At 64.5% G+C, this 26,466-nt stretch carries 20 protein-coding genes; 5 read left to right on the top strand and 15 right to left on the bottom strand.

What is annotated here, in order from left to right:
* Window positions 1-12 precede the first annotated feature (12 nt).
* Both metG and rsmI read right to left on the bottom strand, forming a co-directional pair.
* Complete coding sequence (gene metG, locus DL891_RS04300; RefSeq protein WP_111719370.1) at window positions 13-1,596, bottom strand: methionine--tRNA ligase; 1,584 nt, start codon at window positions 1,594-1,596, stop codon at window positions 13-15.
* 49 nt (window positions 1,597-1,645) lie between these two features.
* Window positions 1,646-2,470 carry a 16S rRNA (cytidine(1402)-2'-O)-methyltransferase gene (gene rsmI, locus DL891_RS04295; protein ID WP_111719369.1) on the bottom strand — a complete coding sequence of 275 codons (825 nt, stop codon included), beginning with the start codon at window positions 2,468-2,470 and terminating at the stop codon, window positions 1,646-1,648.
* Between the two features lie 111 nt (window positions 2,471-2,581).
* On the opposite strand from rsmI, the gene DL891_RS04290 reads away from it, so the two are divergent.
* Window positions 2,582-4,177, top strand: coding sequence for a dolichyl-phosphate-mannose--protein mannosyltransferase (locus tag DL891_RS04290; protein WP_111719196.1), 1,596 nt, complete (start codon window positions 2,582-2,584; stop codon window positions 4,175-4,177).
* 85 nt (window positions 4,178-4,262) lie between these two features.
* On the opposite strand, the gene DL891_RS04285 is transcribed toward DL891_RS04290, so the two are convergent.
* The 3 genes from DL891_RS04285 to DL891_RS04275 all read right to left on the bottom strand — a co-directional run bounded on the left by DL891_RS04285 (window position 4,263) and on the right by DL891_RS04275 (window position 6,718).
* The gene (locus DL891_RS04285; protein WP_232819015.1) at window positions 4,263-4,847 is read right to left on the bottom strand and encodes a methylated-DNA--[protein]-cysteine S-methyltransferase; all 585 of its coding nucleotides are present in this window, start codon (window positions 4,845-4,847) and stop codon (window positions 4,263-4,265) included.
* A 116-nt stretch (window positions 4,848-4,963) separates the two neighbouring features.
* The gene (locus tag DL891_RS04280; RefSeq protein WP_111719195.1) at window positions 4,964-5,521 is read right to left on the bottom strand and encodes an RNA polymerase sigma factor; all 558 of its coding nucleotides are present in this window, start codon (window positions 5,519-5,521) and stop codon (window positions 4,964-4,966) included.
* Window positions 5,522-5,602: 81 nt separating this feature from the next.
* Window positions 5,603-6,718, bottom strand: a complete 1,116-nt coding sequence (locus DL891_RS04275) for an FAD-dependent oxidoreductase (RefSeq protein WP_111719194.1) — start codon at window positions 6,716-6,718, stop codon at window positions 5,603-5,605.
* A 92-nt stretch (window positions 6,719-6,810) separates the two neighbouring features.
* Between DL891_RS04275 and DL891_RS04270 the strand changes: the two genes are divergently transcribed.
* On the top strand, window positions 6,811-7,965 hold the full coding sequence (locus tag DL891_RS04270; RefSeq protein ID WP_111719193.1) for a diaminopropionate ammonia-lyase: 1,155 nt from the start codon (window positions 6,811-6,813) through the stop codon (window positions 7,963-7,965).
* On the top strand, window positions 7,962-8,807 hold the full coding sequence (locus DL891_RS04265; protein WP_111719192.1) for an SDR family NAD(P)-dependent oxidoreductase: 846 nt from the start codon (window positions 7,962-7,964) through the stop codon (window positions 8,805-8,807). Before DL891_RS04270 ends, DL891_RS04265 begins: the two co-directional genes overlap by 4 nt.
* Window positions 8,808-8,828: 21 nt before the next feature.
* Here the strand turns inward: DL891_RS04265 and DL891_RS04260 are convergent, their stop codons facing one another.
* Entirely contained in the window at window positions 8,829-9,620 is a 792-nt protein-coding gene (locus tag DL891_RS04260; RefSeq protein WP_111719191.1) for a dienelactone hydrolase family protein, read from the bottom strand.
* A gap of 239 nt (window positions 9,621-9,859) precedes the next feature.
* On the opposite strand from DL891_RS04260, the gene DL891_RS04255 reads away from it, so the two are divergent.
* Window positions 9,860-11,218, top strand: a complete 1,359-nt coding sequence (locus DL891_RS04255) for an L-serine ammonia-lyase (RefSeq protein WP_111719190.1) — start codon at window positions 9,860-9,862, stop codon at window positions 11,216-11,218.
* A 75-nt stretch (window positions 11,219-11,293) separates the two neighbouring features.
* On the opposite strand, the gene DL891_RS04250 is transcribed toward DL891_RS04255, so the two are convergent.
* From DL891_RS04250 to DL891_RS04240, 3 genes are all read right to left on the bottom strand, one after another.
* Window positions 11,294-13,183 carry a thioredoxin domain-containing protein gene (locus DL891_RS04250; RefSeq protein ID WP_111719189.1) on the bottom strand — a complete coding sequence of 630 codons (1,890 nt, stop codon included), beginning with the start codon at window positions 13,181-13,183 and terminating at the stop codon, window positions 11,294-11,296.
* 110 nt (window positions 13,184-13,293) lie between these two features.
* Window positions 13,294-14,121: an aldo/keto reductase gene (locus DL891_RS04245; RefSeq protein ID WP_111719188.1), complete on the bottom strand. Its 828-nt coding sequence runs from the start codon at window positions 14,119-14,121 to the stop codon at window positions 13,294-13,296.
* Between the two features lie 80 nt (window positions 14,122-14,201).
* Entirely contained in the window at window positions 14,202-15,770 is a 1,569-nt protein-coding gene (locus DL891_RS04240; protein ID WP_111719187.1) for a long-chain fatty acid--CoA ligase, read from the bottom strand.
* 64 nt (window positions 15,771-15,834) lie between these two features.
* Here DL891_RS04240 and hrpA point away from each other — a divergent pair, with 64 nt between their 5' ends.
* Window positions 15,835-19,797: an ATP-dependent RNA helicase HrpA gene (gene hrpA / locus DL891_RS04235; RefSeq protein WP_255563071.1), complete on the top strand. Its 3,963-nt coding sequence runs from the start codon at window positions 15,835-15,837 to the stop codon at window positions 19,795-19,797.
* Between the two features lie 22 nt (window positions 19,798-19,819).
* On the opposite strand, the gene DL891_RS04230 is transcribed toward hrpA, so the two are convergent.
* From DL891_RS04230 to DL891_RS04205, 6 genes are all read right to left on the bottom strand, one after another.
* Window positions 19,820-20,572 (bottom strand): amino acid ABC transporter ATP-binding protein, encoded by a 753-nt coding sequence (locus tag DL891_RS04230; RefSeq protein ID WP_111719367.1) that lies wholly within the window; start codon window positions 20,570-20,572, stop codon window positions 19,820-19,822.
* Between the two features lie 47 nt (window positions 20,573-20,619).
* The gene (locus tag DL891_RS04225; RefSeq protein WP_111719185.1) at window positions 20,620-21,573 is read right to left on the bottom strand and encodes an amino acid ABC transporter permease; all 954 of its coding nucleotides are present in this window, start codon (window positions 21,571-21,573) and stop codon (window positions 20,620-20,622) included.
* A gap of 5 nt (window positions 21,574-21,578) precedes the next feature.
* The gene (locus DL891_RS04220; RefSeq protein ID WP_111719184.1) at window positions 21,579-22,484 is read right to left on the bottom strand and encodes an ABC transporter substrate-binding protein; all 906 of its coding nucleotides are present in this window, start codon (window positions 22,482-22,484) and stop codon (window positions 21,579-21,581) included.
* A gap of 221 nt (window positions 22,485-22,705) precedes the next feature.
* Window positions 22,706-23,704: a ribonucleotide-diphosphate reductase subunit beta gene (locus DL891_RS04215; RefSeq protein ID WP_111719183.1), complete on the bottom strand. Its 999-nt coding sequence runs from the start codon at window positions 23,702-23,704 to the stop codon at window positions 22,706-22,708.
* A 58-nt stretch (window positions 23,705-23,762) separates the two neighbouring features.
* On the bottom strand, window positions 23,763-23,885 hold the full coding sequence (locus DL891_RS17670; RefSeq protein ID WP_255563070.1) for a hypothetical protein: 123 nt from the start codon (window positions 23,883-23,885) through the stop codon (window positions 23,763-23,765).
* A gap of 25 nt (window positions 23,886-23,910) precedes the next feature.
* Window positions 23,911-26,358, bottom strand: coding sequence for a ribonucleoside-diphosphate reductase subunit alpha (locus DL891_RS04205; protein ID WP_111719182.1), 2,448 nt, complete (start codon window positions 26,356-26,358; stop codon window positions 23,911-23,913).
* Window positions 26,359-26,466 lie beyond the last annotated feature (108 nt).

Raw genomic sequence — 26,466 nt, 5'->3', positions numbered from 1 at the left:
TGTTTCTCACGATCAGGCCCCAGGCGCCTGCTCGATGCGCGGGAACAGCGACTCCAGCGCACCGACCACGGTGCCGACCGGGAGTTGGCCCCACTGCCCGGCCTCGCGGATCCTTTGCGCCGTGAGAGTTCCGAGCCTCGCCTCGACACCGAGGGCGGTCCATAGCCGGCCACACGCCAGCGGCATGACCGGGGAGAGCAGCACGGCGAGCGCACGCAAGCCCTCGGCGGCGGTGTACAACACGGTTCCCAGCCGGGCCCGATTGGCCTCATCCTTGGCCAGCGCCCACGGCTCCTGCAGGGTGATGTAGCCGTTCAGCTCTTCCACGATGGTCCAGATGGCGTGGATGGCCTCGTGGATCGCCAATCTCTCGATCGCTGCGTCGGCCTGCGTCGCGGCCGCACTGACCACCGCTTGAATGGCCAGGTCGGCGTCGGAATAGCCGGCTGGGGCGGGAACCGCGCCGCCGAAGTACTTGGTGACCATGGCGAGGGTGCGCGATGCCAGGTTGCCGAAGCCGTTGGCCAGCTCCGCCTGGTAGCGGGCAGACAGGTCCTCCCAGCTGAACGAGCCGTCATGGCCGAAACCGATGGCCCTCATGAAGTAGTAGCGAAACGCGTCGGAGCCGAACGTGTCGGTGATCTCGGTCGGGGCGATTCCGGTGAGCTTCGACTTCGACATCTTCTCGCCGCCGACCAGGAGCCAGCCGTGCCCGAACACCTGTTTCGGAACCGGCAGACCTGCAGCCATGAGCATCGCGGGCCAGATCACCGCGTGGAACCTCAGAATGTCGCGGCCGACAAGGTGGGTGGCCGGCCAGCGCCTGGCGAACAGTTCCTCATCCTGACCGTACCCGGTGGCGGTGATGTAGTTCAACAGAGCCTCGAACCAGACGTAGACGACGTGGCTGTCGTCCCACGGCACCTTGATCCCCCAGTCGAAGCTGGAACGCGAGATGGACAGGTCGTCGAGCCCGCGCCGCACGAACGCCATCACTTCGTTGCGCGCCGCCTCCGGCTGCACGAAAAGCGGGTTCTGCTCGTACAGGTCGATCAACTGCTGCTGAAAGTCGCTCATCCGAAAGAAGTAATTCTTCTCGTGCAGCAACTCGACCGGCTTGGAGTGGATGGCGCAGACCATCAGGCCGACGTAGTCCCCGGTGCCGTCCACGAGGTCGGCGTCGTGCTTGTACTCCTCACAACCGACACAGTAGGCGCCCTCGTACTCGCCCTCGTAGATGTAGCCGGCGTCACGCAGCTGGGTGAGGAACTTCTGAGTGCTCACCTCGTGCCGCGGTTCGGTGGTGCGGATGAAGTCGTCGTTCGAAATGTTCAGGGTGCCCAGCAACGGCAGCCAGGCCGTCTCCACCAAGCGGTCTGCCCATTCCTTCGGCGTGGTGTTGTGTTGGGTCGCCGTGCGCAGGATCTTCTGGCCGTGTTCGTCGGTTCCAGTCAGTAACCACGTGTCGTCGCCGGCCTGCCGGTGCCACCGCGCGAGCACGTCAGCCGCCACCTCGGTATAGGCGTGCCCGATGTGGGGAACGTCGTTGACGTAGAAGATCGGGGTGGTCACGAAGAAGGAGGAGCCGTTAGCCATGACTCCCATCCTAAATGGCGCGTGCAAATTCACCATTTCGGTGACGCAGTCAGGCTGGATCGCGGGCGGCGAGGGACGCCTGGTAGAGCTCGCGCTTGCCGAGGCCGGTCTCTCCCGACACCTGGCCGGCGGCATCTTTCAACCTCATGCCGTGCGCGACCAGCGCCTTGACCTGGCGCAATCCTTCGGCCACGTCGACCTGCACCTCATCGGCGCCGGCCACCACCACACAGATCTCACCGCGCACCCCCGCAGCCGCCCACTCGGCCAGTTCCGCGACAGTGCCGCGCTTCACCTCTTCGAACATCTTGGTCAGCTCCCGGCACACCACCGCTCGGCGTTCGCCACCGAATACCTCGGCCATGTCGACCAGCGCCGCGGCCAGCCGGTTCGGCGACTCGAAGAAGACCATGGTGCGCTGCTCCCCGGCGAGAGAGGCCAGCCGGGTCATCCGCTCGCCGTGTTTTCTCGGCACGAACCCCTCGAAGGTGAACCGGTCGGTGGGCAGCCCGGATACGGCAAGTGCTGTGATCACCGCGGACGGCCCGGGCAGCACCGTCACGCCCACACCAGCCTTGGCGGCCTGGTCGACCAGGTGGAAGCCGGGGTCGGAGACGGTGGGCATTCCCGCGTCGCTGAGCACCAGTACGTCCTCGGTGCGCGCCAGTTCGACCAGTTCGGCTGAGACCCGGCGCTCATTGTGATCGTGCAGTGCGATCAGCCTCGGCCGGTTCTCGAGTCCGAGCGCCCGTAACAGGTGCACTGTCACCCGGGTGTCCTCGGCGGCGATCACCGTCGCCTCCCCCAATGCCTCGATGAGCCGCATCGAGGCATCCTTCAGGTTTCCGATGGGGGTCGCGGCGAGGATGATCACCTGCCCAGTCTCGCATCCGGCGCCGCTGCTGTCCGCACCAGTCGTCACCACTTCTCGAACCAGGTGAACTGGTTGCCGTCTGGGCATAAACCGCTTGGGTAACATGGTCAGGTGTCCGAGACCACCCCTGCCCCGCGACACGCGGCCACGCTCACCCGGCTCGACGCGTGGTGGGCACACACCCTGCGCACCCCCGGCCGGTTGCGACTCTGGTACTGGGGCGGCCCGATAGCGGTCACTCTGCTGGCCGCCGTTCTACGCTTGTGGAACCTGGGCCAGCCGCATTCGTTGGTCTTCGACGAGACCTACTACGTCAAAGACGCGTGGACCACCCTGCATCTGGGCTACGAGGCGGTCTGGCCGAATGACGCCGACACCAAGTTCAATGCCGGTAGCGTCAATGGCTTTTCAGACGACGGCTCATTTGTCGCGCATCCGCCACTCGGTAAGTGGATCATCGCACTCGGGCTGGCTGTCTTCGGCGCCCAGGATGCGACCGGCTGGCGAATCAGCGTCGCCGTCGTCGGCATCCTCGCGGTCTTCCTGCTCACCCTGGTCGCCCGCGCCCTACTGCATTCGACCCTGTTGGCCACGATCGCCGGTTTCCTGATGGCCATTGACGGGAACGCGATCGTGATGAGCCGGGTCGCCCTGCTCGACAACATGGTCATGTTTCTCGCGCTGCTCGGTTTCGGGGCGGTGCTGCTGGATCGCGGCTGGCACCGGAACCGGTTGACCGCGTGGCTTGTGGCGCGCAGCGAAACGGGGAAGGACCCGGGTTGGGGACCGATGCTCTGGTGGCGGCCCTGGCTGCTCGCCGCCGGAATCCTGTTCGGCGCAACCAGTGCTGTGAAATGGTCGGGGCTGTATTTTCTGGCCGTCTTCGCCGTCTACGTGGTAGTGGTGGATGCCCTCGCCCGGCGCCGGGCCGGGATCGGCTTCTGGGCCAGCGGTGCCGTGCTCAAGCAGGCCCCGGCCACCTTCCTGCTGATGGTGCCGGCGGCGTTGTTGACGTATCTGGTCGCATGGACCGGCTGGATCGTGACCGCCGGCGGCTACTACCGCCAGTGGGCCGATGAGCCCGGGAACGCGTGGACCGGCGTGCTCACCTGGGTGCCACGCTGGTTCCAGAGCCTCTGGCACTACCAGGCGAGCATGTACAACTACCACGTCGGGGTGAACGATCCCCATGCCTACCAGGCCAACCCGCTGACCTGGCTGTTGATGATCCGGCCGACCAGCATGTTCTACCGTGGCAACCTCCAAGGGGTGGACGGGTGCGCGTTCCCCAATTGTTCAGAGGCGATCACCGAGTTGGCAAACCCGCTGATCTGGTGGGCGGCCACTGCGGCGCTGGTCTATCTGGTGTACCGGTTGGTGCGCCGCCGCGAATGGCAGGTGGGTCTGATCCTGGCCGGCGTGGTGGCCGGGTACGCCCCGTGGATGTTGTACCTGCACCGCACGGTTTTCCAGTTCTACACAATCGCATTCGAGCCCTACCTGATTCTCGGGTTGGTGTTTGTGATCGGTGTGATCCTCGGCAGACCGGACGATCCCGTCGAGCGGCGCCTCAGCGGAATCCGGGTGGTGGGGATCTACCTCGGCATGGCACTTCTGGTCAGCGCGTTCTTCTTCCCGCTGTGGACCGGCATCCAGACGCCCCTGTGGTTCTGGCAGTTGCACATCTGGCTCCCCACGTGGCATTGATAACGCAGCGCTGATTCACGAGCGCTGATTCACGCAGCGCTGCACTGCCGGCACTGACCAAGCGGTGTTGACCAGGAGACGATGGTCAGCCGGCCACCGTGGCCGATTCCAGCGCGAGCAGCGACGTCTTCGCGGCCAGGCCGCCGATGTAGCCGCCCAAGCCACCATCGGCGCGCAGCACCCGGTGGCAGGGCACCACGACAGGGAGGGGGTTGGTGGCGCAGGCCGTTCCGACCGCGCGCACGGCGCGGGGGTTGCCGACGATTCGGGCGACGTCCCTGTATGACTCGGTGTGCCCGTAGCCGATCTGGGTCAGGTGGCGCTGAACCTGCTCTCGGAACCCGCCCGATAATGCAAAGTCCAGCCCGAGGTCGAATTTGGTGCGCGAACCTGCGAAATATTCGGTGATCTGCCGTGCGGCCGCATCCAACCGTTGCGGGGCCCGCACGATTCGCGGGCTGACCTTGGCCGCAAGTTGCTGCAACACCTGGTCATGACCCTCTCGTTCGAATGCCACCCGCACGAGCCCCCGTTCGGTCGCGGCCAGCAGCAACGGGCCCACCGGGGTGTCGACGGTCGTGTAAGCCACGTCGAGGATGCCCTCGCGATCGGCAGCCAGGGCCAACCGGTTGCGCAGGGCCCCGATCTCCGCCGCCGTCGGGGCAGTCAATCGAAGCAGTGTGTTGCGCTCGGTCTCGCCGCTGTCCTGGCTCGGGGTGCTGTGATTTGAGATGCCGTGGTTCGAGATGCCGTGGTTCAGGATGCTGTCGTTCAGGATGCTGTCGTTCACAGTGCGGATCCTTTCGAGTCGTCTTCGGGTTGGATGACACGGGGTTGAATGGCACCGGGCTGAATGGCACCGGGTTGAATGGCACCGGGCTGAATGGTTCCGCGGAGGCTCCGGATGGCATCAGATCCGGCCCTGCGCGCCGCCTCGACGGTGCCACCGATGATTTCGGCCACCTGCGTGTATGGGATACCGGCCAGGTGGTGGTACGCGACGACGTTGCGTTGCTTCTCGGGGAGCGCCGCGATCGCCGCCCACAGGTCGAGGTCGACCCGACCGGGGATTCCGTGTGGGGAGTGCCTTTCGGGCAACTCGTCCACAGTGATCGCGTGCCTCTTCCTGAACCGGATGACATCAATCGCCTTCCGGCGAGCGATGGTCACCAGCCAGGCTTCGACGTTGGCATCCTCCGGCAGGTTCGGCCATGCCTGCAACGCCGACAGGAATGTCTCTGACCAGGCGTCGTCTGCGTCGGTGTGAACGCCCAGCACGGCCCGGCACACACGCCACACAGTTGCGGCATGCTGCGCCACGATCACATCAAACGGTGTTTTCATCATCACTTGGGAAGACGTGCCAGCGCGCGAAAATGTGAGGTCGGGCGCAGATCATTCAGCTGTCCACACGCCTGGTTCGGACTAGGGCCACGGCGACAGGGTGAGTTCCGGTGCGGGTTTACTGCCGTCAGACAGGTCGGCCAGAATACGACCGATCGCGGGCGTGAACTTGAACCCATGCCCGGCGAACCCGGCGCCGACGGTGATCGGTCCTTCGGAACGCAACACGAAGTTGGAGTCCGGCGCGGTCGTATAGGTGCAACTCAGGTCTTCGTACCGCTCCGGGTCCGCTCCGGGCAGCCACTCGCGCACATAGCGCTGCAACGCGCGCAGTTGGGCCGGCTCGGCCGTGAAGCTGCGCGTGTCTGGATCGACCACTGGCCCGACCCCGTGCCAGCCGGCTTTGATTCCCTCGCCGGGGCTGTGCATGCCGTAGATCGGGGAGTACCAGTAGTCGTAGTCCGGGTCTCCTGCAGTGGGCACGTGGTTGAATCCCGGCCAGGTATGGCCAGCGTCGCGGGCCGCGAAATGCGCCGGCTGCTCCTGGGTGACGATCAGTCTGGGCAGGTCGAGCCTGGAACCGATCAACTTTCTGGTCCAGGCCCCAACCGTGACGATCACACGGGTGGCCTCGAAGACCTCATCGGCCGTGGTGATTCGCACGAGGTCGTCGTCGATCACCTCGAGGCGTGTGGCCTGGGTGTTGAAGCGAAGGTGCGCCCCGCGAGAGCAGGCTGCCTGGTGCAATACTGCCAGCGCCTCGGCCGCGTTCAACCGCCCGGCCTCGGGGGTGTAGAGCACCCGGGTGTCGAACCGGATGCCTGGCCATCGGCGCTGGGCCTCCTCGGGCGGAAGAAACTCCGCCGGCATGCCCGCCCGGGTCAACGCATCCAGCATCTGCCCGTAGTGCGGGTTGGCACCGTGATTGACGATGCCGGTGACTTCCAGCAGGGTCGTCTCCGACTCCGTCTCCAACTCCCGCCACAGCCGTTGGGCCTCGATCAGCATGTCGATATAGGCCGGATCGGTGTAGCCGACGTTGAAATTGCGGGTACTGCCGTGCGAGGCGCCCTGGTCGTGCCCGCTCTCGAACCTTTCCAGCATGATCACTGCACGACCCCTGGCCGCCAGTTGCCACGTGGCCGCAGACCCCATTGCGCCGCCTCCGACGACAATCGTGTCCGCCTGTGTCACCATCGCTCCATCATGCCACTTGAACCCAACTCCTATCGAGCGAAATCTGACGGTCCGCCGCGCACGAGTGACAAAGGTTTGGGAGACTGTCGCATATGGCTAGTTCACTCTCCACTCGTCCCTGGCACGTCAACCCCTCTGCCCGCAGCTGGCGGGCCGGCACCACCATCGATGACCCCGGCACGTTCCACCGTTCAATGAATGGCTATCGCGCAAGCGACCTTGTCGAACTCGACGGCGTCGCCGCCACACTCGGGATCGGCCGGGTGTTGGTGAAAGACGAGTCCGATCGCTTCGGGTTGCCCGCGTTCAAGGCGCTGGGCGCCTCCTGGGCCATCGCCCGTACCGTGACCTCCCGGCTGGCGCTTCCCCGGGTACCCGCTTCATTCGACGATCTGCGGGCGGCCGTGGCCGAGCACCGGGGGCTCACCCTGGTGACGGCAACCGACGGCAACCACGGCCGCGCCGTGGCCCGGGTGGCGTCGTGGCTCGGGCTCTCCTCCCGGGTCTACATCCCCGGTGGCCTCAGCGACGCCGCCCGCAACGGCATCACCGCCGAGGGTGCCGAACTCATCGAATCAGACAGCATCTACGACGACGTGGTGCGCCTCGCCGCTGAATCAACGGCCGGCCGCGCTGACGAACTCCTGGTTCAGGACACGTCGTGGCCCGGCTACGAAGACGTTCCACAGTGGATCGTCGACGGCTATTCCACCCTTTTCACCGAGGCGGATGCCCAGCTCACCGAACTCGGCGCGATGACGTTCGACCTGGTCGTTGTGCCCACCGGCGTCGGCTCGCTGCTGCAGTCGGCCATCGAACACTACCGCGGCCGCTCGCGATGGCACCCAGGCGTTCTGGGCGTGGAGCCCGTGACGGCTGCGTGCGTGACCCTGTCCAGAGACGCAGGTGAGATCGTCTCGGTCGACACGTCGACACCGACCAGGATGGCCGGCCTCAACTGCGGCACCCCGTCGTCGATTGCCTGGCCTGCCCTGCGAGACGGGGCAGATGCCACCATTGGCGTCACCGACGACGAGGCGGTGTCTGCCTCCAGGCAGCTCGCCACCTTCGGCATCTCATCCGGACCGTGCGGGGCGGCGAGCCTTGCCGGGCTCAGGGCGCTCGTCGGCGACGACTCACGGCGACTGGCGCTCGGTCTCGGCCCAGACTCGGTCGTCGTACTGATCAGCACCGAGTCTCTGGCGGCGAACCCATTGCCCGCCGACGACGACAGCTCATCGTCATGAGAAAGAATGTGGCTCTCGATTCCGTCGCGGGTCTCACCGTTGTCATCACGGGTGCCGCCATGGGTATGGGCCGACTGTATGCCGAACGCGCCGTCGCCGAGGGTGCAGCAGCAGTGGTTCTGCTCGACGTGAACGCCGATGCCCTCGCTCAGACCGCGACAGAGCTCACCGCACTCGGTACTGCTCAATCCGTCCTGACCTACACACTCGACCTCTCGTCGCAGCAAGAGATCGCGACCGTGGCCGCCCGCATCCGAGAGGACATCGGTGCCCCCGATGTGCTCATCAACAACGCGGGCATCGTGCGCAGCAGCTTCTTCTGGGAACACGATCCGGTACGCGACATCGAAGCGACGATGCGGGTGAACACGTTGGCGGCCATGCACCTGTCTCGGCAATTGCTGCCCGGCATGATTGCGAAGATGGGTGAGTGCCGCATCCTCAACGTCTCTTCCGCCGCCGGCACACTGTCGAACCCCCGCATGAGCGTGTACGCGGCGTCGAAATGGGCGATGACCGGGTGGAGCGATTCGTTGAGGCTCGAACTGGAGAAGGCCGGCCACGGCAATGTGAAGGTGACGACGTTCGCACCGAGCTACATCAGCACCGGCATGTTCCAAGGCGTGCGCGGGCCGCTTCTCACGCCGATCATGACGCCGGAGAATGCGGTGGCCGCGGCGTGGAAGGCCATGCTCCACGGGAGACCCATGCTCATGAAACCGTGGACGGTTGGATTCGGGCGCGCGCTGAAAGGCGTCCTGCCGACCCGCGTCTGGGATGTCCTCGCCGGCCGCGTGTTCAAGGTTTACAGCTCAATGGACGAATTCACCGGCCGCCGGTGACGCCCGTCCCCGAGGCGAGACTCAGCCGCCGGGTTCACCTGCGACTTCGGGATGGATTGACATGAGGTCGGCCAGAAAGTCCAGCGTCATCCGCCACGCCGATGCGGCAGCATCTGCTCGGTACGCGAATCGACTGGTGTCGTTGAAGAATGCGTGCCCGCAATCCGCGTACACCTGAGGGCGAAAATCAACGGCGGCGGCTGTCATCGACCGGGTCAACCCGGGCAACGCCTCCATGAGTCGGCTGTCCTGGTCACCGTAGAAGGCCAGGATCGGGCAGCGGATGGCCCGCAACTGATCTTCCGAGTAGTCGGCGTGGCCGTAGAACGGTACGGCGGCCACAAGACGCGGCTCGTTCACCGCGAGGCTGAAAGCCTGCGTGCCGCCGAAGCAGAATCCGACAATCGCAACCCGTCCACAGACACCGGGCTGCTCGAGAAGAAAGTCGAAGGCGGTCCCTAGCCTGCCGAGAGCTTGGGCGGCGAAATCCGGCGCATTCGCCGGGGTGAACAGTTCGCGCAACCTGGGTTGGATTGCAGTGCGAACGCGCTCATCGGCGTCGAACATGGCGTCCTGCAACTGGGTGATCTCACCCTCGTCTGGGGCGCCGTCTGGCATCAGGTTGGGGGCGAGCACCCGATAGCCCTCGTCAGCAAATCGGTCGGCGACACGTTTGGTGTGATCGACCAGACCCCAGATCTCGTGCACGACGATGAGCCCACCGGCAACCGGTGTTCCAGACGGTGGATCACTCCGATACGCCGAGACGCTCGCCGTCTCGTGGTCGACGCCGATTTCCAACATCCGACTCATCGGCTGTGCCTCCTGTCGCCACTCTTCTGCCCCACCCTGCTTGTCGACGAACCCTGCTCGTCGACGAACCCTGCGCGTCGATGAACCCTGGCGGGTGATCGCCCCTGATCGACCGTTTCTGCTGTATATCGAGCGATCGTACCCGCACCCACGGGCCCCTCCCATCCCTGTCCCTTGAACAACGATGCGCCAAACGAGCGCGGAACAGTCAGCCAGCTGTTCACGTAAGCTGAAAAATTATGACCGCCTACGTCTCCGTCTTCGACTTGTTCTCCATCGGCATCGGCCCCTCCAGCTCGCACACCGTCGGTCCCATGCGGGCGGCTCGTGACTTTGCGCTGCGCTTGCGTGACCAGGGCCTTCTTGACGGGGTCACGGGCGTCAACTGTTCCCTCTACGGCTCCCTCGGTTCCACCGGGATCGGTCACGGCACCCCCGATGCGATCGTGGCCGGCCTCACCGGGCTCACCCCGGAGGAGTGCGCTCCGGAACGGGTTCGTGGTTCGTGGGTATCCGGCACGATAATGCTGGCCGGCGAGAAGCGTCTGGCCTTCGAGCGTGACGACGTAAGCTTCGAGCCACGCACCCGCCTGCCGGGCCACGCCAACGCGTTAACGCTCCGCGCGTTCGGCGACCCGGGACCCCTGCCGCTACTCGAAGAGACGTACTATTCGATCGGCGGCGGCTTCATTCGCCGCGACGGCGACACCCCGACGCCGTTCTCGTCGGCCGGGCACCCGATGCCCTTCGACAGTTCCGAGACGCTTCTCGCTCTCTGTGAGACACACGACGTTTCAATCGGCGACGTGGCACGCGCCAACGAGATCGCCCTGCACGGCGAAGACGTGCTGAATGCACGACTCGACCTGATCTGGGCGGCGATGGCGGACTGTGTGCATGCCGGGCTGTACGCCAACGGCATCCTTCCGGGTGGGCTCGAAGTGGTGCGTCGCGCGGCGACGGTGCGCAGTCGACTGGAAGCCCTCGGTGACGCCGCCGACCGCGACACCTCCACCGAATGGCTGCACGCGTTCGCCCTCGCTGTGAACGAGGAGAACGCGTCGGGCGGCCGGGTGGTGACCGCACCGACGAACGGGGCCGCCGGCATCATCCCCGCGGTCGGGCACTATTACCTGAAGTTCGTGCCGAATGCGTCGGCTGCCGGCATTCGGGAATACCTGTTGACTGCTAACGCGATCGGATCACTGTTCAAGTCGAATGCGTCGATCTCGGGAGCCGAAGGTGGCTGTCAGGCCGAAGTCGGCTCGGCGTGTTCGATGGCGGCAGCCGGCCTGTGTGCGGTGCTCGGCGGCAATCCGCACCAGGTGGAGAATGCCGCCGAGATCGCTATGGAACATCACCTCGGTCTGACGTGTGACCCGGTCGGCGGGTTGGTGCAGGTGCCCTGCATCGAGCGCAATGCAATCGCGGCGTCCACGGCGGTCAGTGCCGCACGGCTGGCCCTGCACGGCGACGGCACCCATCTCGTCTCGCTCGACACGGTGATCGAGACGATGCGCCAGACCGGCATCGACATGTCACAAAAGTACAAGGAGACCAGTGAAGGCGGGCTGGCCGTCAACGTCATCGAGTGTTGAGTCTGCGGGGGCTAAGACCATGCCGGCTGAGACCATGCCGGCTGAGACCATGCCAGCTGGGACTGCCGGCCGGTCTCAGCGGCCCGTCGGTTGCCCCGCCTGATCGACAAGTTCTGACGGATCTGTCGTCGGCAGGCGGCAGGCGAACTCCTGGCACAGGTAGGCCGTGGTGCGGCCGTCCTGTGCGACCCGCCCGTCGAACAGTTCGAATCCCGCTTTCGCCCAGGCTGTCGCCTGCGACTCGGTGACCTGGGCCACCAACCCGCGTGCATGGCGGCGCGCCGTCTCGATCATGAGGTCTTCGTCGTTCGACGCGTCATCGGCGGTGACGACCACGAGTTGCTCCGGCTGGGTCAGCTCGACCATCAACGCCAACGAGGAACCGTAGGAGCTGGGCTGCCCGAGTGCCGTCAGCGCGGTCATCCGCATGGCGCGGGTGGCCGCCGTGAGATAGCGGTCGTCTGCGGTCACGAGGTACAGTCGCCAGGCGGCGCGGGCCATCGCGGTCTGCCCCGACGGATGGGTACCCTCTGACGGATCTGTACGCACCGAGAGCCCCTGGCCCTCAAGGACCGGGTCGGGTCCGCCCGGTGTGCCGAACCCCGTCCCATCGGCTGTCGTTGCGGTTGCCAGCGACGAGTCGACCAGCGTACGTGCAGCCAGTGCGTAGCGCACTTCACCGGTGACTCTCGCCAGCTCGACCAGCCCACCGGCGAACATTCCGTAGTCCTCGAGGGTCGCCCGGGCGGTGGAAACCCGGGAACCGACGGAGGCTCGCACCAATGTGCCGTCCGCACGCACATGCTCGGCCAGCAGGAAGTCTGCTGCGTGCCGGGCTGCATCGACCCAATCACGGCGGCCGAACACGAATCCGGCCTCTGCGAGTGCGCCGATGGCCAGGCCGTTCCAGCCCGTGAGCACCTTCTCGTCACGCGCCGGCGGCACCTGACCTGCTCGGGCCTCGCGGTCGAGCCGGTAGTAGCGGCCCTCGACCCGCTCTCCGTCGACCATGCTCTCCGAATCCTGAGCCGAAGCGAACCCGCCACCGTCCAGTTGCATGACGGTGAGCAAGAACCCGGCGATCCCCTCGGCGATCGACGCCGCCCACTGGGGTGCGCCACCGTCCCGCAACCAGGCCACGGTATATGCCTGAAGTAGGAGGGCGTTGTCGTAGAGCATGCGTTCGTAGTGCGGTTCGCTCCAATCGGCTTTCACCGCGTAACGAAAGAATCCGCCCTCGACCGGATCTCGCAACGGCGACGCCCCGATCATTCGCAACGTCCGGGTGGCCAGTGCGAACCCGGCGCCGTGGGTGTTGAGCAGGAATTCAAGCACCGGAACCATCGGAAACTTGGGTGCCCCGCCGAACCCACCGTGGGTCGTGTCTTCAGCCCGTTCCAGCAATCCGACAACCTGGTCGAACGCCTCGGACGCCGGGAGCACGTCCACGTCAGCGCCACTCTGGCCGAGGCTGGCCACGGCCTCTCGGACCTGGGCCGCCGACCTGTTGACCTGCTCGCGACGGTTTGTCCAGGCGTCGGTCACTGCCTCAAGCACCTGCCGGAATGAGGGCCTACCCGCGGCCGGCTCCGGGGCGAAGTAGGTTCCGGCATAGAACGTCGCGCCCTCAGGGGTGACGAACACGTTCAACGGCCAACCCAGGCTCGGGGTGAACGCGCTGGCCGCCGCAAGATAGCTGGTGTCGACTTCGGGGTGCTCCTCCCGGTCGACTTTGATGGCGACGAAGTGTTCGTTCAGATACGCGGCCAGTGCCGGGTTGCTGAACGATTCCCTGGCCATGACGTGGCACCAGTGGCAGGTGGAATAGCCGATCGAGACCAACACAGGAACGTCGCGGGTCGCCGCCTCGGCAAATGGTTCCGGCCCCCATTGTCGCCACGCCACCGGGTTGTCGGCGTGAGAGCGCAGGTACGGGCTGATCGCGGTCGCCAGTTGGTTGTCCATGCTCCGAGCCTAGGCCGAGGACGGGCCGCGGGGTCAGAAGATTCAGCGCACTGCAGTAATCAACGCACTGCAGTTGTTGACGTACTGCAGTGGTTGAAGTACTGCGGGTCTCAGTTCACCTCGTCGGGATGGGTACCGACCCGCCCATCACGCTCAAGGGCAGAGATGGCATCGACCTCTTCGGTGGTCAACGCAAAGTCGAACACATCGAAGTTCTCGGCCATACGAGTGCGGTTGTTCGACTTCGGGAACAGGATGTTGCCCATCTGCAGGTGCCAGCGGATGACCGTCTGCGCCGGTGACTTGCCGTGCGCCTGTGCGGCCGCTGTGACCGCTTCCTCCTCGAACAACGGGTACTTGCCCTGCCCAAGCGGCCCCCACGCCTCGATCTGGATCCCCCGCTCGCGGGCGAACGCCGTTGTCTCCGGCTGTTGCAGTGCCGGGTGCAACTCGATCTGGTCGACGACCGGAACGATGTCGGTCTCGGCCAGCAGCCTCGTCAGGTGTGGCACGAGAAAGTTCGACACCCCGATCGAGCGGGCCCGGCCGGATTCACGGATCTTCTCCAATGCCTTCCAGGCCTCGACGTAACGGTCATTCGCCGCCGACGGCCAGTGGATCAGGTACAGGTCGACAAAGTCGAGGCCGAGCTTTTCCAGGCTTTCGTCGAACGCGTCGAAGGCATCGGCGGTGCTGTGCTTGTCATTCCAGAGTTTGGTGGTCACGAAGAGGTCGTCGCGGCCGATGCCCGACGAGGCGATCGCACGCCCCACGCCCTCCTCATTGCCGTAGATGGCCGCAGTGTCGATGTGGCGGTATCCGACCTCCAGGGCGTCGGTGACGATGCGCGTCGTCTCGGCCGGGTCAACCTTGAACACACCGAAACCCAGTTGCGGGATGGTGTGGCCGTCGTTGAGGGTGACGGTGGGAACTGACATCGAAGGTGCCTTTCACAAGTGAATCCCCCGCGCAGCGGGCTGTGAATCCATCCTAAGAGAGGCAGGGGGCTTTTCGCCGGTCACGCATTCTGGTAGCGGGCCACCAATTCACGTTTCAGCACTTTGCCACTCGGCCCGATCGGAAACTCGGTGACGATCTCGATACGTCTCGGAAACTTGTAGGCGGCCATGTGCTCCTCGGCGAAACCAATGAGTTCCTCCGGAGTCGCTTCCGCCCCGGCCGCCAGAATCACTGCGGCCATGATCTCCTGGCCGTGCATCTCGTCGGCCAGGCCGAACACGGCGACCTGTGCAACAGCATCATGCCTCGACAGCACCTCTTCAACCTCGCGCGGATAGACGCTGTAGCCGTTGCGCAAGATCATGTCCTTGGTACGGTCGACGATCGTGACGTAGCCGTCGGCATCCTTGGTGCCCAGGTCGCCGGTGCGCAGCCAGCCGTCGACCATTGCCTCCGCGGTCGCTTCCGGCCTGTGCAGATATCCCTTGAACAAGAGGTGCCCCCGGATGAGGATCTCGCCGAGCTCCCCTGTCGGCAGCAACTCGATGCGATCGACCGGCTCCGGGGCGGCGATCGCGACCTCGACACCCCAGATCGGCTGGCCGACCGTGCCGGGCCGCGGCGGTACCCCGACATGGTTGAAGGTGGCGACCGGGCTGGTCTCGGTCAACCCGTAGCCCTCGTGGATCTCCGCGTTGAACACCTGGCGGAACTTCTCGATCACGGCGACCGGAATCGCAGAACCACCCGAACACCCGTATCTGAGCGGAGGCCTCTCGGCGTTCTGGTCGGCGGCGGCCAGGAGCGCCATGTACATGGTGGGCACACCGATGAAGATGCTGATCTGCTGCTCGTTCATGATCGTGAGCGCGGTGTCACCATCGAATCTGGGCATGAGCACCACTGTCGCTCCCGCCCGGAATGCCAGGTTCATCGCGACCGTTTGTCCGAAAGTGTGGAACAGCGGTAAACAACCCAGGATCTTGTCGTCCGACGTCAGGTCGAGCGTGTTCAACAGCATCACATTGACCTGCTCGATCAGGGCAAGGTGGCAACCTTCTGCGCCTTTCGGCTTGCCGGTGGTGCCACTGGTGTAGAGGATGGTGGCGGTGTCGAACGGGCTGCGCGGCCGGTAGCCGAGAGTTGGCTCGGCGGCGCGGGCCTCATCCTCGAGCCTCGGCGGCAGAGAATCGGATGCTTCGGGCAGCAGAACCGACAGTACGTCGACTCCGGCGAGCGTCGCACCCTTCGTCCCTTCCTGCAGCAGGGGCGCGGCACACACCAAAAGTTGGGAGCCGCTGTCTTGCAACACGTAGTCGATCTCCTCCGCCTTCAGCAGGGAGTGGATCGGCACCACGATTCCGCCGAGTGAGAGCACCGCAAAGTACACGCGCGGAAAATCGGCAACATTCGGGATCAACATCGCAACCGGTGTTCCCTCGCCCACCCCGCGAGCCTTCAACGCGCCGGCATAGCCTCGAGCCTCGGCCCACAGCTCGGCGTAGCTGATCTGCTGGTCGCCGACGATCACGGCGATCCGATCGGGCATCCGGGCCGCGGTCTCGGCCAGGATCGCGGCGACGCTCATGGTCGCGAAACCCGTCTCGGCGGGTGCTGCTTCGGGCATTGCTTCTTTAGGCACTGTGGATCCTCCGAATGTCGTCGACCTGCCTGGCCCCCGTTGAACCGCAGTGTACCCACCGGCCGTTGGCCCGCGACAGGCCCATTCACGCTTAAGATGGAGGGCTATGTCCGCGTCGATTCCCGTCATCCACTTTCCGCCTGAGCTGCCGGTCAGCCAGCGCAAAAATGACATCGCGCGTGCCATCGCCGACAATCAGGTCATCATCCTGGCCGGTGAGACCGGATCGGGAAAGACCACGCAGCTGCCCAAGATCTGCCTCGAGCTCGGTCGCACCAGCATCGGGCACACGCAGCCGCGCCGGATCGCCGCACGCACCATCGCCGAGCGCATCGCCGAGGAACTCGGTGAAGCGGTCGGCGAGACGGTTGGCTACCAGGTGCGGTTCACCGATCGGGTGGGCCAGCACACCAAGATCAAACTGATGACCGACGGCATCCTGCTGAATGAGATCCACCGCGACCGCAGCCTGAAAAAATACGACACGATCATCATTGATGAGGCGCACGAGCGCAGCCTGAACATCGACTTCTTGCTCGGCTATCTGAAACAGCTGCTACCGAAGCGGCCCGATCTCAAAGTGATCATCACCAGTGCCACGATCGATCCGCAGAGCTTCTCCCGGCACTTCGGCGACGCACCCATCGTGGAGGTCTCCGGCCGCACCTACCCGGTCGAGATCCGCTACCGCCCGTTGGTCCGAGAATTGTCAGAAGACGATGATGGCCCGGTTGCCGACGACCGCGACTACCTCGAGGGGATCACCCAGGCGCTGGACGAGTTGGCGCGCGAGGGCACGGGCGACGTGTTGGTGTTCCTCTCCGGCGAGAACGAGATCCGGGATGCCCAGGACGCGATCACCGCCCGTGTCTCTTCCGGCGCCATGAGCCCGCGCACCGAAGTGCTTCCCCTCTATGGCAGGCTGTCCTCAGCCGACCAGCACCGGGTGTTCCAGCCGTCCAAGGCTTCCGGCGCCAACCGCCGAATCGTGCTGGCCACCAACGTCGCGGAGACCAGCCTGACGGTGCCGGGAATCAAATATGTGATTGACGCCGGAACCGCGCGCATCTCCCGCTACAGTGTGCGCTCGAAGGTGCAGCGGCTGCCGATCGAGGCGATCTCCCAGGCCTCCGCCAACCAGCGCTCGGGCCGCAGCGGGCGCACCAGCGACGGAATCGCCATCAGGCTCTACTCCGAAGATGATTTCGCCGCACGAGACGAGTACACCGAACCGGAGATCCTGCGCACCAACCTGGCCGCGGTCATTCTGCAGATGATCTCACTCGGCCTCGGCGATGTGGCTGCATTTCCGTTCTTGCAACCACCCGACAGCCGCGGAATCAAAGATGGCCTCGACCTGCTCGCCGAGCTCGGCGCACTCGAGCTGAAACCGAAGCGCCCGGCTGATACCTCCGGCGGCACGGGTGCGGAGACACCGCGCCTGACAAAGGTGGGCCGCGATCTCGCACTGCTGCCGATCGATCCGCGGTTCGCCCGGATGGTGATCGAATCGAAGCGGTACGGCACGAGCCGCGAGGTGATGGCGATCGTCGCAGGGCTGACCATCCAGGACCCACGGGAGCGGCCGTTGGAAAAACGGCCGCAGGCCGACCAGTCGCACGCCAGGTTTGCCGATGTGACCAGCGACTTCCTGACCCTGCTGAACCTGTGGAACCATCTCGAGCAGAAACAGGCAGAACTCTCCTCCTCAGCGTTCCGCCGGATGTGCAAGGCCGAGTATCTGAACTATCTGCGGGTGCGCGAGTGGAACGACGTCTACCGGCAGTTGCGCCGCCTGACCAAACCGCTCGGCCTCACCATCGGGCAACCGTCGGTCAACCCCGACGGTATCCACCGTTCATTGTTGGCGGGGCTGCTCTCCCACATCGGGCTGAAGGACACTCGCCCCGTCACAGGGTCGCAGGCTGGGAAAAAGGGCGGCGCGTCAGCGCGCAGCAAGCGGCTGCGGGCCGACTACATCGGCGCGAGGCAGTCCAGGTTCGTGATCTTCCCCGGCTCGACGCTGGCGAAGAAGCCGCCGCCCGCGCTGATGAGTGCCGAGCTGGTGGAGACCAGCCGGTTGTTTGCCCGCACCAACGCCGCCATCGACCCGGCCTGGGCGGAACCGATCGCCGGAGATCTCGTGAAACGCAGTTACGGCGAACCACGGTGGGAGAAGAAGCAGGGTGCGGCGGTGGTGACCGAGAAAGTCACCCTGTTCGGCGTGCCGATCGTTGCCGGTCGACGGGTGCAGTTCTCGCGCATCGACCCGGAGTACGCACGCGAACTGTTCATCCGTCATGCCCTCGTTGACGGCGAGTGGGAGACCGACCGCCTCGACCGGCGCGTGAGCGCCTTCGACGCCGCAAACCGCCGTCTGCGGCGTGAACTGGCCGAGTTGGAGGAGCGCACCCGCCGCCGGGACATCCTCTACGACGATGAAGCCGTCTTCGACTTCTACGCCCAGCGCATACCTCCAGACGTCTGCACCACCCGCGGATTCGAGTCCTGGTGGCGCGCAGCGCGGGCCGAGACTCCCGGCCTGCTCACCATGAGCGCTGACACCCTGCTGCCGGCCGACGCTCCCGACACTGATGCCGACCTGTTTCCGGCCAGTTGGCAGCAGAACGACCAGCGCCTGGGCGTCAGCTACCGCTTCGAACCGGGTGCCGACGACGACGGCGTCACCGTCGAGGTGCCGCTGGCACTGTTGGCGAGGTTGTCATCGGGCGGATTCGATTGGCAGGTGCCCGGGCTTCGTGAGGAACTGGTCACCGCGATGATCAAGGCGCTCCCGAAGGCGATCCGACGCAATGTCGTGCCCGCCGCCGACTGGGCCAAACGCCTGCTGAACACGCTGCCGAGCGACCCGGATCCGCGGCTGGGGTTCACCGCCGTGCTCGCGCAAGCGATCACCCGGCAGACGGGGGTGCTGGTGGTCGCCAGCGATTTCGACACGGAACGGATCCCACCGCACCTGAGGATGACCTTCCGGGTGACCGATGCCCGGGGTCGTGTCATCGGCAGCGGTAAGGATCTGACCGAGCTCCAGGCCAGACTCACGGTCGAGGCACGGGAGTCGGTGGCAGAGGCCACCGCCCGCACTCCGAACGCAGTCGAGCGCACGGGCCTTACGACCTGGGACTTCGCCGAGCTGCCCCGCACGGTTGACACCCCCCAGGGCGACAACCGCCCGGATAGGCGTGGACAGGTGCAGAACGTGATCCGCGGCTACCCTGCGCTGGTCGACCAGAAGACCTCCGTCGACATCACGGTGATGAGCACCCCCGAGGATCAGGCCCGGCTCATGCCCGCCGGGGTGCGCAGGCTTCTTCTGCTCACGACGCCGTCACCGGTCGCCTATGTGCAGCAGCACCTCAGTCAGGCCGAAAAGCTGACTCTGGCGGTGAGCCCCTACCCGAGCAATCAGGCCTTGTTCGACGACTGCCTTCTCGCGGTGGTGGACGCGGGGCTCAGGCGCCAGAGGCCCGACGGCATGATCTTCATGCGTGAGGAGTTCGAGACCGCACGCGACCGGGTCTCCGGCATTCTCATGGATTCGATGTTTGAGGTGGTCTCGCTGGCCAGTCGATCCCTGGCTGCGGCACGCGATGCCCAGAAGGCGATCAGATCCACCACCAGCATGCACCTGTTGCCGTCGCTCACGGATGCCCAAGAACAGATCGCCGCCCTGATCCACCCGGGTTTCATTTCCGCGACGGGGCTGGAACAACTGCGCAGACTGCCGGTGTACCTGACCGGGATCAGCCGGCGCGTCGGCAAGCTGGCCGAGAACCCCGGCCGCGACCGGGTCTGGCTGAACGATGTGCAGACCGCGACGGAACGCTACCGGGCGGCTGGCGGAACACTTCCCCTCGCCGAGGATTCACCGGCCAAGATCGTGCGCGCCCGCTGGCTGCTCGAGGAGTTTCGTCTGAGCCTGTTCGCGCAAGACCTCGGCACCGCCGAAAGCGTCTCTCTGCAGCGCATCCAGAAGGTGCTCGCCAAATAGTGCGCTCCGCCAGGAGAAGGCGTCAGAGCACCTTCGACAGGAATGCCTGGGTACGCTCGTGCTGCGGGTTGGCGAGCACCTCGCGCGGATCGCCGGTTTCGACCACCACGCCGCCGTCCATGAACACCAGCGAGTCAGCCACTTCCCGGGCGAATCCCATCTCGTGGGTCACCACGATCATGGTCATGCCGCTCTTGGCCAGCGCCTTCATCACATCCAGTACCTCGCCGACCAGCTCCGGGTCAAGTGCAGAGGTGGGCTCGTCGAAGAGCATCAGTTTGGGGTCCATCGCCAGGGCACGGGCGATCGCGACCCGCTGCTGCTGGCCGCCCGAGAGGTGGCCCGGGTAAGCTTTCGCCTTCTCTGCGAGGCCAACCCGTTCCAACAAGACCTTGGCCCGGGCGATCGCCTCCTTGCGAGGCTGGTTCTTCACCCGAATGGGCGCCTCGATGATGTTCTCCAGAGCAGTCATGTGCGGGAACAGGTTGAACCGTTGGAACACCATTCCGATCTCACGGCGTTGGACCGCCGCATCCCGCGGCTTCTGCTCGTAGAGCTTGCCGTCGCGCTCCCGGTATCCGACGAACTCGCCGTCGACCAGCAGCCGGCCCGCGTTCAACTTCTCCAGGTGGTTGATAAGACGTAGAAATGTCGACTTTCCTGAACCGGAGGGGCCGACCAGACACATCACCTCACCGCGTTTCACGGTGAGTGAGATGTTCTTGAGAACGGTGTTCGAACCGAACTGTTTCATGACGCGTTCGGCGACGACCATGTCCGGTGCCACCTCGCTCTGAACGGGCAGTTGCTCAGTGAATTGAGTCATTCGTGATCCGCCTTGCTTTGTGGTTCGACCACATCCGGCTTGGTCATATCCGTCATTGTCAGGCCCCGGGCGAATCGCTTCTCCAGGAAGTGCTGACCGATCATCAGGATCGAGGTGAACAGTAGGTACCAGGCACAGGCGACGAGCAGCAGCGGAATCGGATCGAAGATCGACACCGCAATGTCCCTGGTTCTGCCATAGAGCTCGAAACTGTAGGGAACAGCGATCACCAGCGATGTGGTCTTGAGCATCGAGATCACCTCGTTGCCCGTCGGGGGGATGATGATGCGCATTGACTGTGGGATCACGATGCGCCGCATGGTCTGGGACCAGCTCATCCCGAGGGCCGTAGCCGCTTCCTCCTGGCCGCGGTCGACCGAAAGGATACCGGCTCGTACGATCTCGGCCATGTAGGAGGCCTCGTTCAACGCCAATCCGATAACGGCCAGCCAGAACACGTCGATACTGAAACTGAAAGGTATATCCACCCAGGGCGTCTGGAACGGCAGGCCGACCCGAAACGACTTGTACAGGGTGAACAGCAACCCCCAGAACACCAGCTGCACATACACCGGTGTCCCTCGGAACACCCACAGGTAGACCCAGGAAATCGATTTGAAGACCGGGTTCGGCGACAACCGCATCACCGCGAGAATCACGCCCAGCACAATCGCCGACACCATGGAGAGCACGGTGATGATCAGGGTGTTCATCGCGGCTTGCGAGACCCGCGCATCGAACAAGTACTTTCCGAACTGATCCCAGTGGTACTCGGTGCGCAGGAAGAATGCATCGTAGAGGAAGCCCGCGAACAGCAGCAACACGATCACGGCGAACGTGTTACGCCATGGGTGCCGGAGGGGAATCGCTCGGATCAGTGGAGCATCGTCCCCGCCGCCGGGCGGCACAGTGGCCTGTGCCGCCCGGTCGGTGTGGCCTGCGGACGCCATTGGGATCAGCCCTTCGACGCCGCGTTGATCGTGATGTCGGTCAGCGCGCCGCTGGCGACGCCCCAGTCATTGAGGATCGCCAGGTAGCTGCCGTCGTCGACCATCGACTGGAATGCGGCCTGCACGGCCTTGGCCAGCTCAGATCCCTTGTTCACCGCAACGCCGTAGGGGGCGACGTCGAACGACTTCCCTGCGACCTGGAGCTTGCCGTCGGACTTGCTCACCGCGTACTCCGTGATCGGCGAGTCGCCGGTCATGGCGTCGGCGCGACCGTCGATGACGGCGAGGGTCGCGAGGTCCTGTGAGTCGAACTTGAGCTTGTTGATCCCCGGCTTGCCCGCTGCGAGGCACGCGTCGTTCTTCGCCGGCAGCTCTTCGGTGTCTTCCACCGTGGTGGACTGCACCGAGACGGTGAGGCCACAGGCGTCATCCGGGTTGACCGTCTTGCCCGCCTGGCTCGCCCACAGAATGCCCGCCGTGTAGTAGTTGACGAAATCGACCTGCTTCTCGCGCTCCACGTTGTCGGTGAACGAGGAAACGCCCGCATCCATCGTTCCGCCGGTGACACTGGGGATGATGTTGTCGAAGGCGGCCAATTTCCATTCCGGCTTCAGACCAAGCTTCGCTGCCAGTACGTTGCCGAGGTCGATCTCCCAGCCAATGGGGGCCCCCGCGTCGTCCTTGTAGGCATTCGGCGGGTAGGTCGCGTCTACACCCATGATGAAGACACCGGAATCCTTGATCGCGGCGGGAACCAGGGCAGCTGCGGCCTCGTCGACCGTCGTTGCCGCCGGTTTGCTGGAACCAGGCTGATCCGTGGCGGACGGTGACTCGTTGTTGACACAGCCGGTGAGCAGCAGTGCTGCAGAAGCCGCAATGGCAACCGCTGTGATCGCAAAACGTTTGCGCATAGTCGTTAAGTCTCATTTCTTGATATGAATCGGAATGCGTTCACGAGGGCTCACGAAGATTTCGACCGACAGCGCTCGCATTTGAGAGCCTATAGCAACACGGGAAGGTCTCCGCGAACGTCTCCATACCGATTTCATAACCGCGTAGGACTCGACCGCGCGCCCAGACGCAGCTGCGCGCACCCCCGACGTGATCGGTGGCGCGCGCATGGGCCGAGGTGCTAGTGGCTCTTCTGTCCGACTGTGGCCTTCGCGTTGGCCTCGTACGACGTGTTGGTCGACTCGAAGAAGTTGACCAGCTCATAGGTGTCGTTGGCGGTTGCCATCCACTTGGCTGGGTTCGACACCTTGTATTCGGGTTCGAAGCCGAGTTCTTCGAGGCGACGGTCGGCAAGGTACTTGACGTACTGGTTGATATAGGTCGCATTCAACCCGAGGATGCCGCCAGGCAGCAGATCTTTGTTGTACTGCTCCTCCATCTCGACGCCGTCGAGGATCATCTGTTTGATCTCGGCCGCGAACTCCTCGGTCTGCAGCTCCGGGTTCTCGTCGAGCACGGTCATGATCAGGTTGATTCCGAACTTCAGATGCAACGACTCGTCGCGCACGATCCAGTCGATCAACGAACCGAAGTTGCGCAGCAGGTTGCGCTGGCGAAAGCTGAGCGCAACCATGAAGCCGGAGTAGAACCAGATGCCCTCGAGGATGATGTTGTACGCGACGAGGTTGCGCACGAAGTCTTTCTTGCCCTCGGTCGTGGTGATGTCGAGGGTCTGTTCGGTCATGCGGCGGATGTATTTGACCTGGAACTCCTCCTTGCGAACCATCGATGGCACGGTGATGTGCGAGTCGTATGCTGCGGCACGGTCGATCGGGAACGTCTCGAGCACGTACTCGAAGCTCATGCAGTGGTTGGCTTCCTCCCACATCTGCTTGGCCAGGTACAGGTGGCACTCCGCCGCGTTGATGTACGGGTAGACGCCGAAGGCCAGGGCCTTGTTCACCAGCAGCTCGTTCGGGTTGAAGTAGCTCATCAGGAACGTGATCGCGTGACGCTCCTCGTCGGTCATCCTCTTGAAGTCGGAGATGTCCTGGTCGAGCTGGATCTCATTCGGGAACCAGGTGTTCGCGACCGCCTGGTCGTAGAGGTCCATGGCCCACTGGTATTTCACCGGCTTGAGCAAAAGCCCCTCCTGTACGCCGGTTCCTAGAATCGCCATGTCATCTCTCCTTCGTTCTGCAGTTGCTTCTCGCGTTTTGCGGTGTCATGAGTCTCGGTCACTGGCAGGAGTCGCACTGCAACTCATCCATCGGGTCGGCCGGAACATGATAGGCGTCAAACCCGTCGTGGTTCGGCATCGGCGAATTCACATTCGGTGCATCCCTGATCGGTGCGTTCATCAGCGGTGTCCTGGGCCCGCCGGGCTCAGTTGGCCTTCGGGCTCAGGCCGCCGAAACCGCGGCGGGCCGGAGCGGACGCAGTCGTGGCACCCGCCGATACGGCTCCGGCGCCCACGGTCGCCTTTGCGGCTTCGGCGATGTCCTCGGTCTTGTTGACCCGCACGGTGGACTGCTCGGCCTGGTGCCGGGGCTTGGAGTGCAGGTAATAGGTGGTCTTCACCCCGCGCTCCCACGCGCCGTAGTAGATGTCCATCATGTCGCCGAGGTCACGGGTCTCGAGGTACATGTTGCGGCTGATCGCCTGGTCAATCCACTTCTGTGCCCTGGCCGCCACCTCGAGGAATGCGTACGGCGACAGCTGGAAGCTCGTCTTGAAGGTCGCCTTGATCTCGTCGGGGATCTCAGCGATGGTCTGGATGTCGCCCTGGCTGCGCAGGATCGACTCGCGAACTCGCTCCCAGAGCCCCGCCTCCCGGAGCTTGTCGACCAGGTTGCGGTTCACCTCGAGGAATTTGCCCGACGAGGTGGAACGGCTGAAGATCTGGGTGAACTGCGGGTCGAGCCCGGGGGTGGTGCCGGCGACGAGACCGATCGACGCCGTCGGCGCGATTGCCATCAGCGTGGCGTTGCGCATGCCGCCCTTGACCTTCTCTCGCAGGGCATCCCAGTCGAGCCGGGTGGTGCGGTTCACCTGGATCGGCAGGCCGCGGTCGGCCTCGGCGCGTGCGATGGTGTCGAGTGGGACCATGCCCTCGGACCAGCCGGAGCCGGGGAAGTTCGGGTAGGCGCCACGCTCCTGGGCGAGGTTCGCGCTCTCGTCGATTGCCGCGTACGACACGTGCTCCATGATCTCGTCGATGAGGTCGTAGGCCTCCTCCGACTCGTACGAGAAGCCGAGCTTCTCGGTGACATCGGTGAAGCCCATCACGCCCAAACCGATCGCCCGGTTCTGCTCGTTCGAGAATTCGCTCTCCGGCACCGACGATTTGGTGATGTCGATCAGGTTGTCCAGCTGGCGCACCGCGAGGCGCGCGCTCTGCTCCATCTGCTCCCAGTCGAAGGCGCCGTCTTTGAGGTGCCGGGTGAGGTTGATCGAGGCGAGGTTGCAGACCGACACGTTGTCGCGGTCCTGCGGCAGCGTGATCTCGGTGCACAGGTTGGAGAGGTGGATGGTTCCGGTGTTGTTGTTCAGCGCACGGTTGTTGATGGTGTCCTTCCAGGTCAGCCACGGGTGGCTGGTGGTCTGCAAGGACATCAGGATCGCTTTGAACTGCTCGCGCGCCTTCATCTTCTTGAACATGTTCATCTGGCCGGCCTCGGCCTTGGCGACATATTCGGCGTAGCGGGTGGAGAACTCCTGGCCGTACAGCTCGTTGAGGTCGGCGACCTCGAGCGGGTCGAACAGGTACCAGTCATCGTCGGTGTGCACGCGCTTCATGAACTCGTCGCTGATCCAGACCGCGGTGTTCGCGGTGCGGGTGCGGCGGTACGGATCGCCGGAGTTCTGGCGCAGGTCGAGGAACTCCGGGAAGTCCATGTGCCAGTTCTCCATGTAGAAGCAGAGCGCCCCGAACTTCTTGCCCCCGCGGCTGACCGCCCGAAGCACCGAGTCGATGGTGTGCATGAACGGGATCGGGCCGGTGGAGGTGGTGTTGTTCGAGCGGATCGGCGAGCCCTGGGCGCGCAGCTTGGTGACCGAGAGTCCGATTCCGCCGGTTCCCTTGGTCAGCCACATCACGTCGCGAGTCGACTTGGCGATGTGCTCGATGTCATCCTGCATCTCCATCACGAAGCAGTTGGACAGCTGCGGGTAGCTGGTGCCCGCGTTGACCAGGGTGGAGCCGGCCGCCAGGTAGTCGAGGCAGCTCATCTTCTCGTAGAACTCGATGGCCCGGCTGGTGGGGTCGGCCTCATTCAGGGTGAGTCCCATGGCGATGCGCATCCAGAAGTACTGCGGCACCTCGAGGGCATCGCCGTTGCGCCCCTTGATCCCGTAGCGGTTGTTCAGAGTGACCACGCCGATGTACTTCAGCAGTTCGTCGTTGACCGGGGTGAGCTGCTCGGCCAGCCGGTCGAGGTCAAACATCTCGGTGAAGCGGTGGTCGAGCAGGCCCTCCTCCACCCCGCGGTGGATGTAGGGGGCGAAGTGGCTGCGGTGCAGGCTGAGCAGTTCGTCGGCGTCGCCGTAGTCGCCGAGCACCCGCTTGTAGATGGTCTTGAGCAAGAGGCGCGCCGCGACCGTGTCGAAGGCCGGGTCATCCTTGACGTTCTGCAGCGCCACCTGGATGACGGCCTCGTCGAGCTGCTGGGTGGTGATGCCGTCGAACAGCGTGATCTCGAGCTCGGTGGCGATCTGCGTCACCCAGGACACCGAGTCGCCCAGACCGGAGGCCGCGTCTTCGATCGCGAGGTTGATCTTGTTCGCATCGTATGGCTCACGCTGGCCGTTGCGCTTGACTACCGTTATTGCCAATTGATTTTCCTCACTCACGATTGCTGATTTCTGTGCTCCACCACTATATAGCGGGCTGACTGGCGGGCACCATCCCAATATGTAGTGGGCGTGTCATCCACAGTTGTG

The organism is Homoserinimonas sp. OAct 916 (genome assembly GCF_003260275.1).
Lineage (GTDB): Bacteria > Actinomycetota > Actinomycetes > Actinomycetales > Microbacteriaceae > OACT-916.
Note: the sequence above shows the minus strand (reverse complement) of the source record. Positions and strands in the feature narration are given on the sequence as shown.

Excerpts from the sequence above, each read along its gene's own strand:
- DL891_RS04250 (WP_111719189.1), bottom strand. The coding sequence starts at position 13,183 with ATGGACAACCAACTGGCGACCGCGATCAGCCCGTACCTGCGCTCTCAC.
- DL891_RS17670 (WP_255563070.1), bottom strand. The coding sequence starts at position 23,885 with ATGAACGCACCGATCAGGGATGCACCGAATGTGAATTCGCCGATGCCG.
- DL891_RS04265 (WP_111719192.1), top strand. The coding sequence starts at position 7,962 with ATGAGAAAGAATGTGGCTCTCGATTCCGTCGCGGGTCTCACCGTTGTC.
- DL891_RS04230 (WP_111719367.1), bottom strand. The coding sequence starts at position 20,572 with ATGGTCGTCGCCGAACGCGTCATGAAACAGTTCGGTTCGAACACCGTT.
- DL891_RS04270 (WP_111719193.1), top strand. The coding sequence starts at position 6,811 with ATGGCTAGTTCACTCTCCACTCGTCCCTGGCACGTCAACCCCTCTGCC.
- DL891_RS04215 (WP_111719183.1), bottom strand. The coding sequence starts at position 23,704 with ATGGCGATTCTAGGAACCGGCGTACAGGAGGGGCTTTTGCTCAAGCCG.
- DL891_RS04280 (WP_111719195.1), bottom strand. The coding sequence starts at position 5,521 with ATGAAAACACCGTTTGATGTGATCGTGGCGCAGCATGCCGCAACTGTG.
- DL891_RS04220 (WP_111719184.1), bottom strand. The coding sequence starts at position 22,484 with ATGCGCAAACGTTTTGCGATCACAGCGGTTGCCATTGCGGCTTCTGCA.
- DL891_RS04260 (WP_111719191.1), bottom strand. The coding sequence starts at position 9,620 with ATGAGTCGGATGTTGGAAATCGGCGTCGACCACGAGACGGCGAGCGTC.
- DL891_RS04275 (WP_111719194.1), bottom strand. The coding sequence starts at position 6,718 with ATGGTGACACAGGCGGACACGATTGTCGTCGGAGGCGGCGCAATGGGG.
- DL891_RS04225 (WP_111719185.1), bottom strand. The coding sequence starts at position 21,573 with ATGGCGTCCGCAGGCCACACCGACCGGGCGGCACAGGCCACTGTGCCG.
- DL891_RS04240 (WP_111719187.1), bottom strand. The coding sequence starts at position 15,770 with ATGCCCGAAGCAGCACCCGCCGAGACGGGTTTCGCGACCATGAGCGTC.
- DL891_RS04245 (WP_111719188.1), bottom strand. The coding sequence starts at position 14,121 with ATGTCAGTTCCCACCGTCACCCTCAACGACGGCCACACCATCCCGCAA.
- DL891_RS04255 (WP_111719190.1), top strand. The coding sequence starts at position 9,860 with ATGACCGCCTACGTCTCCGTCTTCGACTTGTTCTCCATCGGCATCGGC.
- metG (WP_111719370.1), bottom strand. The coding sequence starts at position 1,596 with ATGGCTAACGGCTCCTCCTTCTTCGTGACCACCCCGATCTTCTACGTC.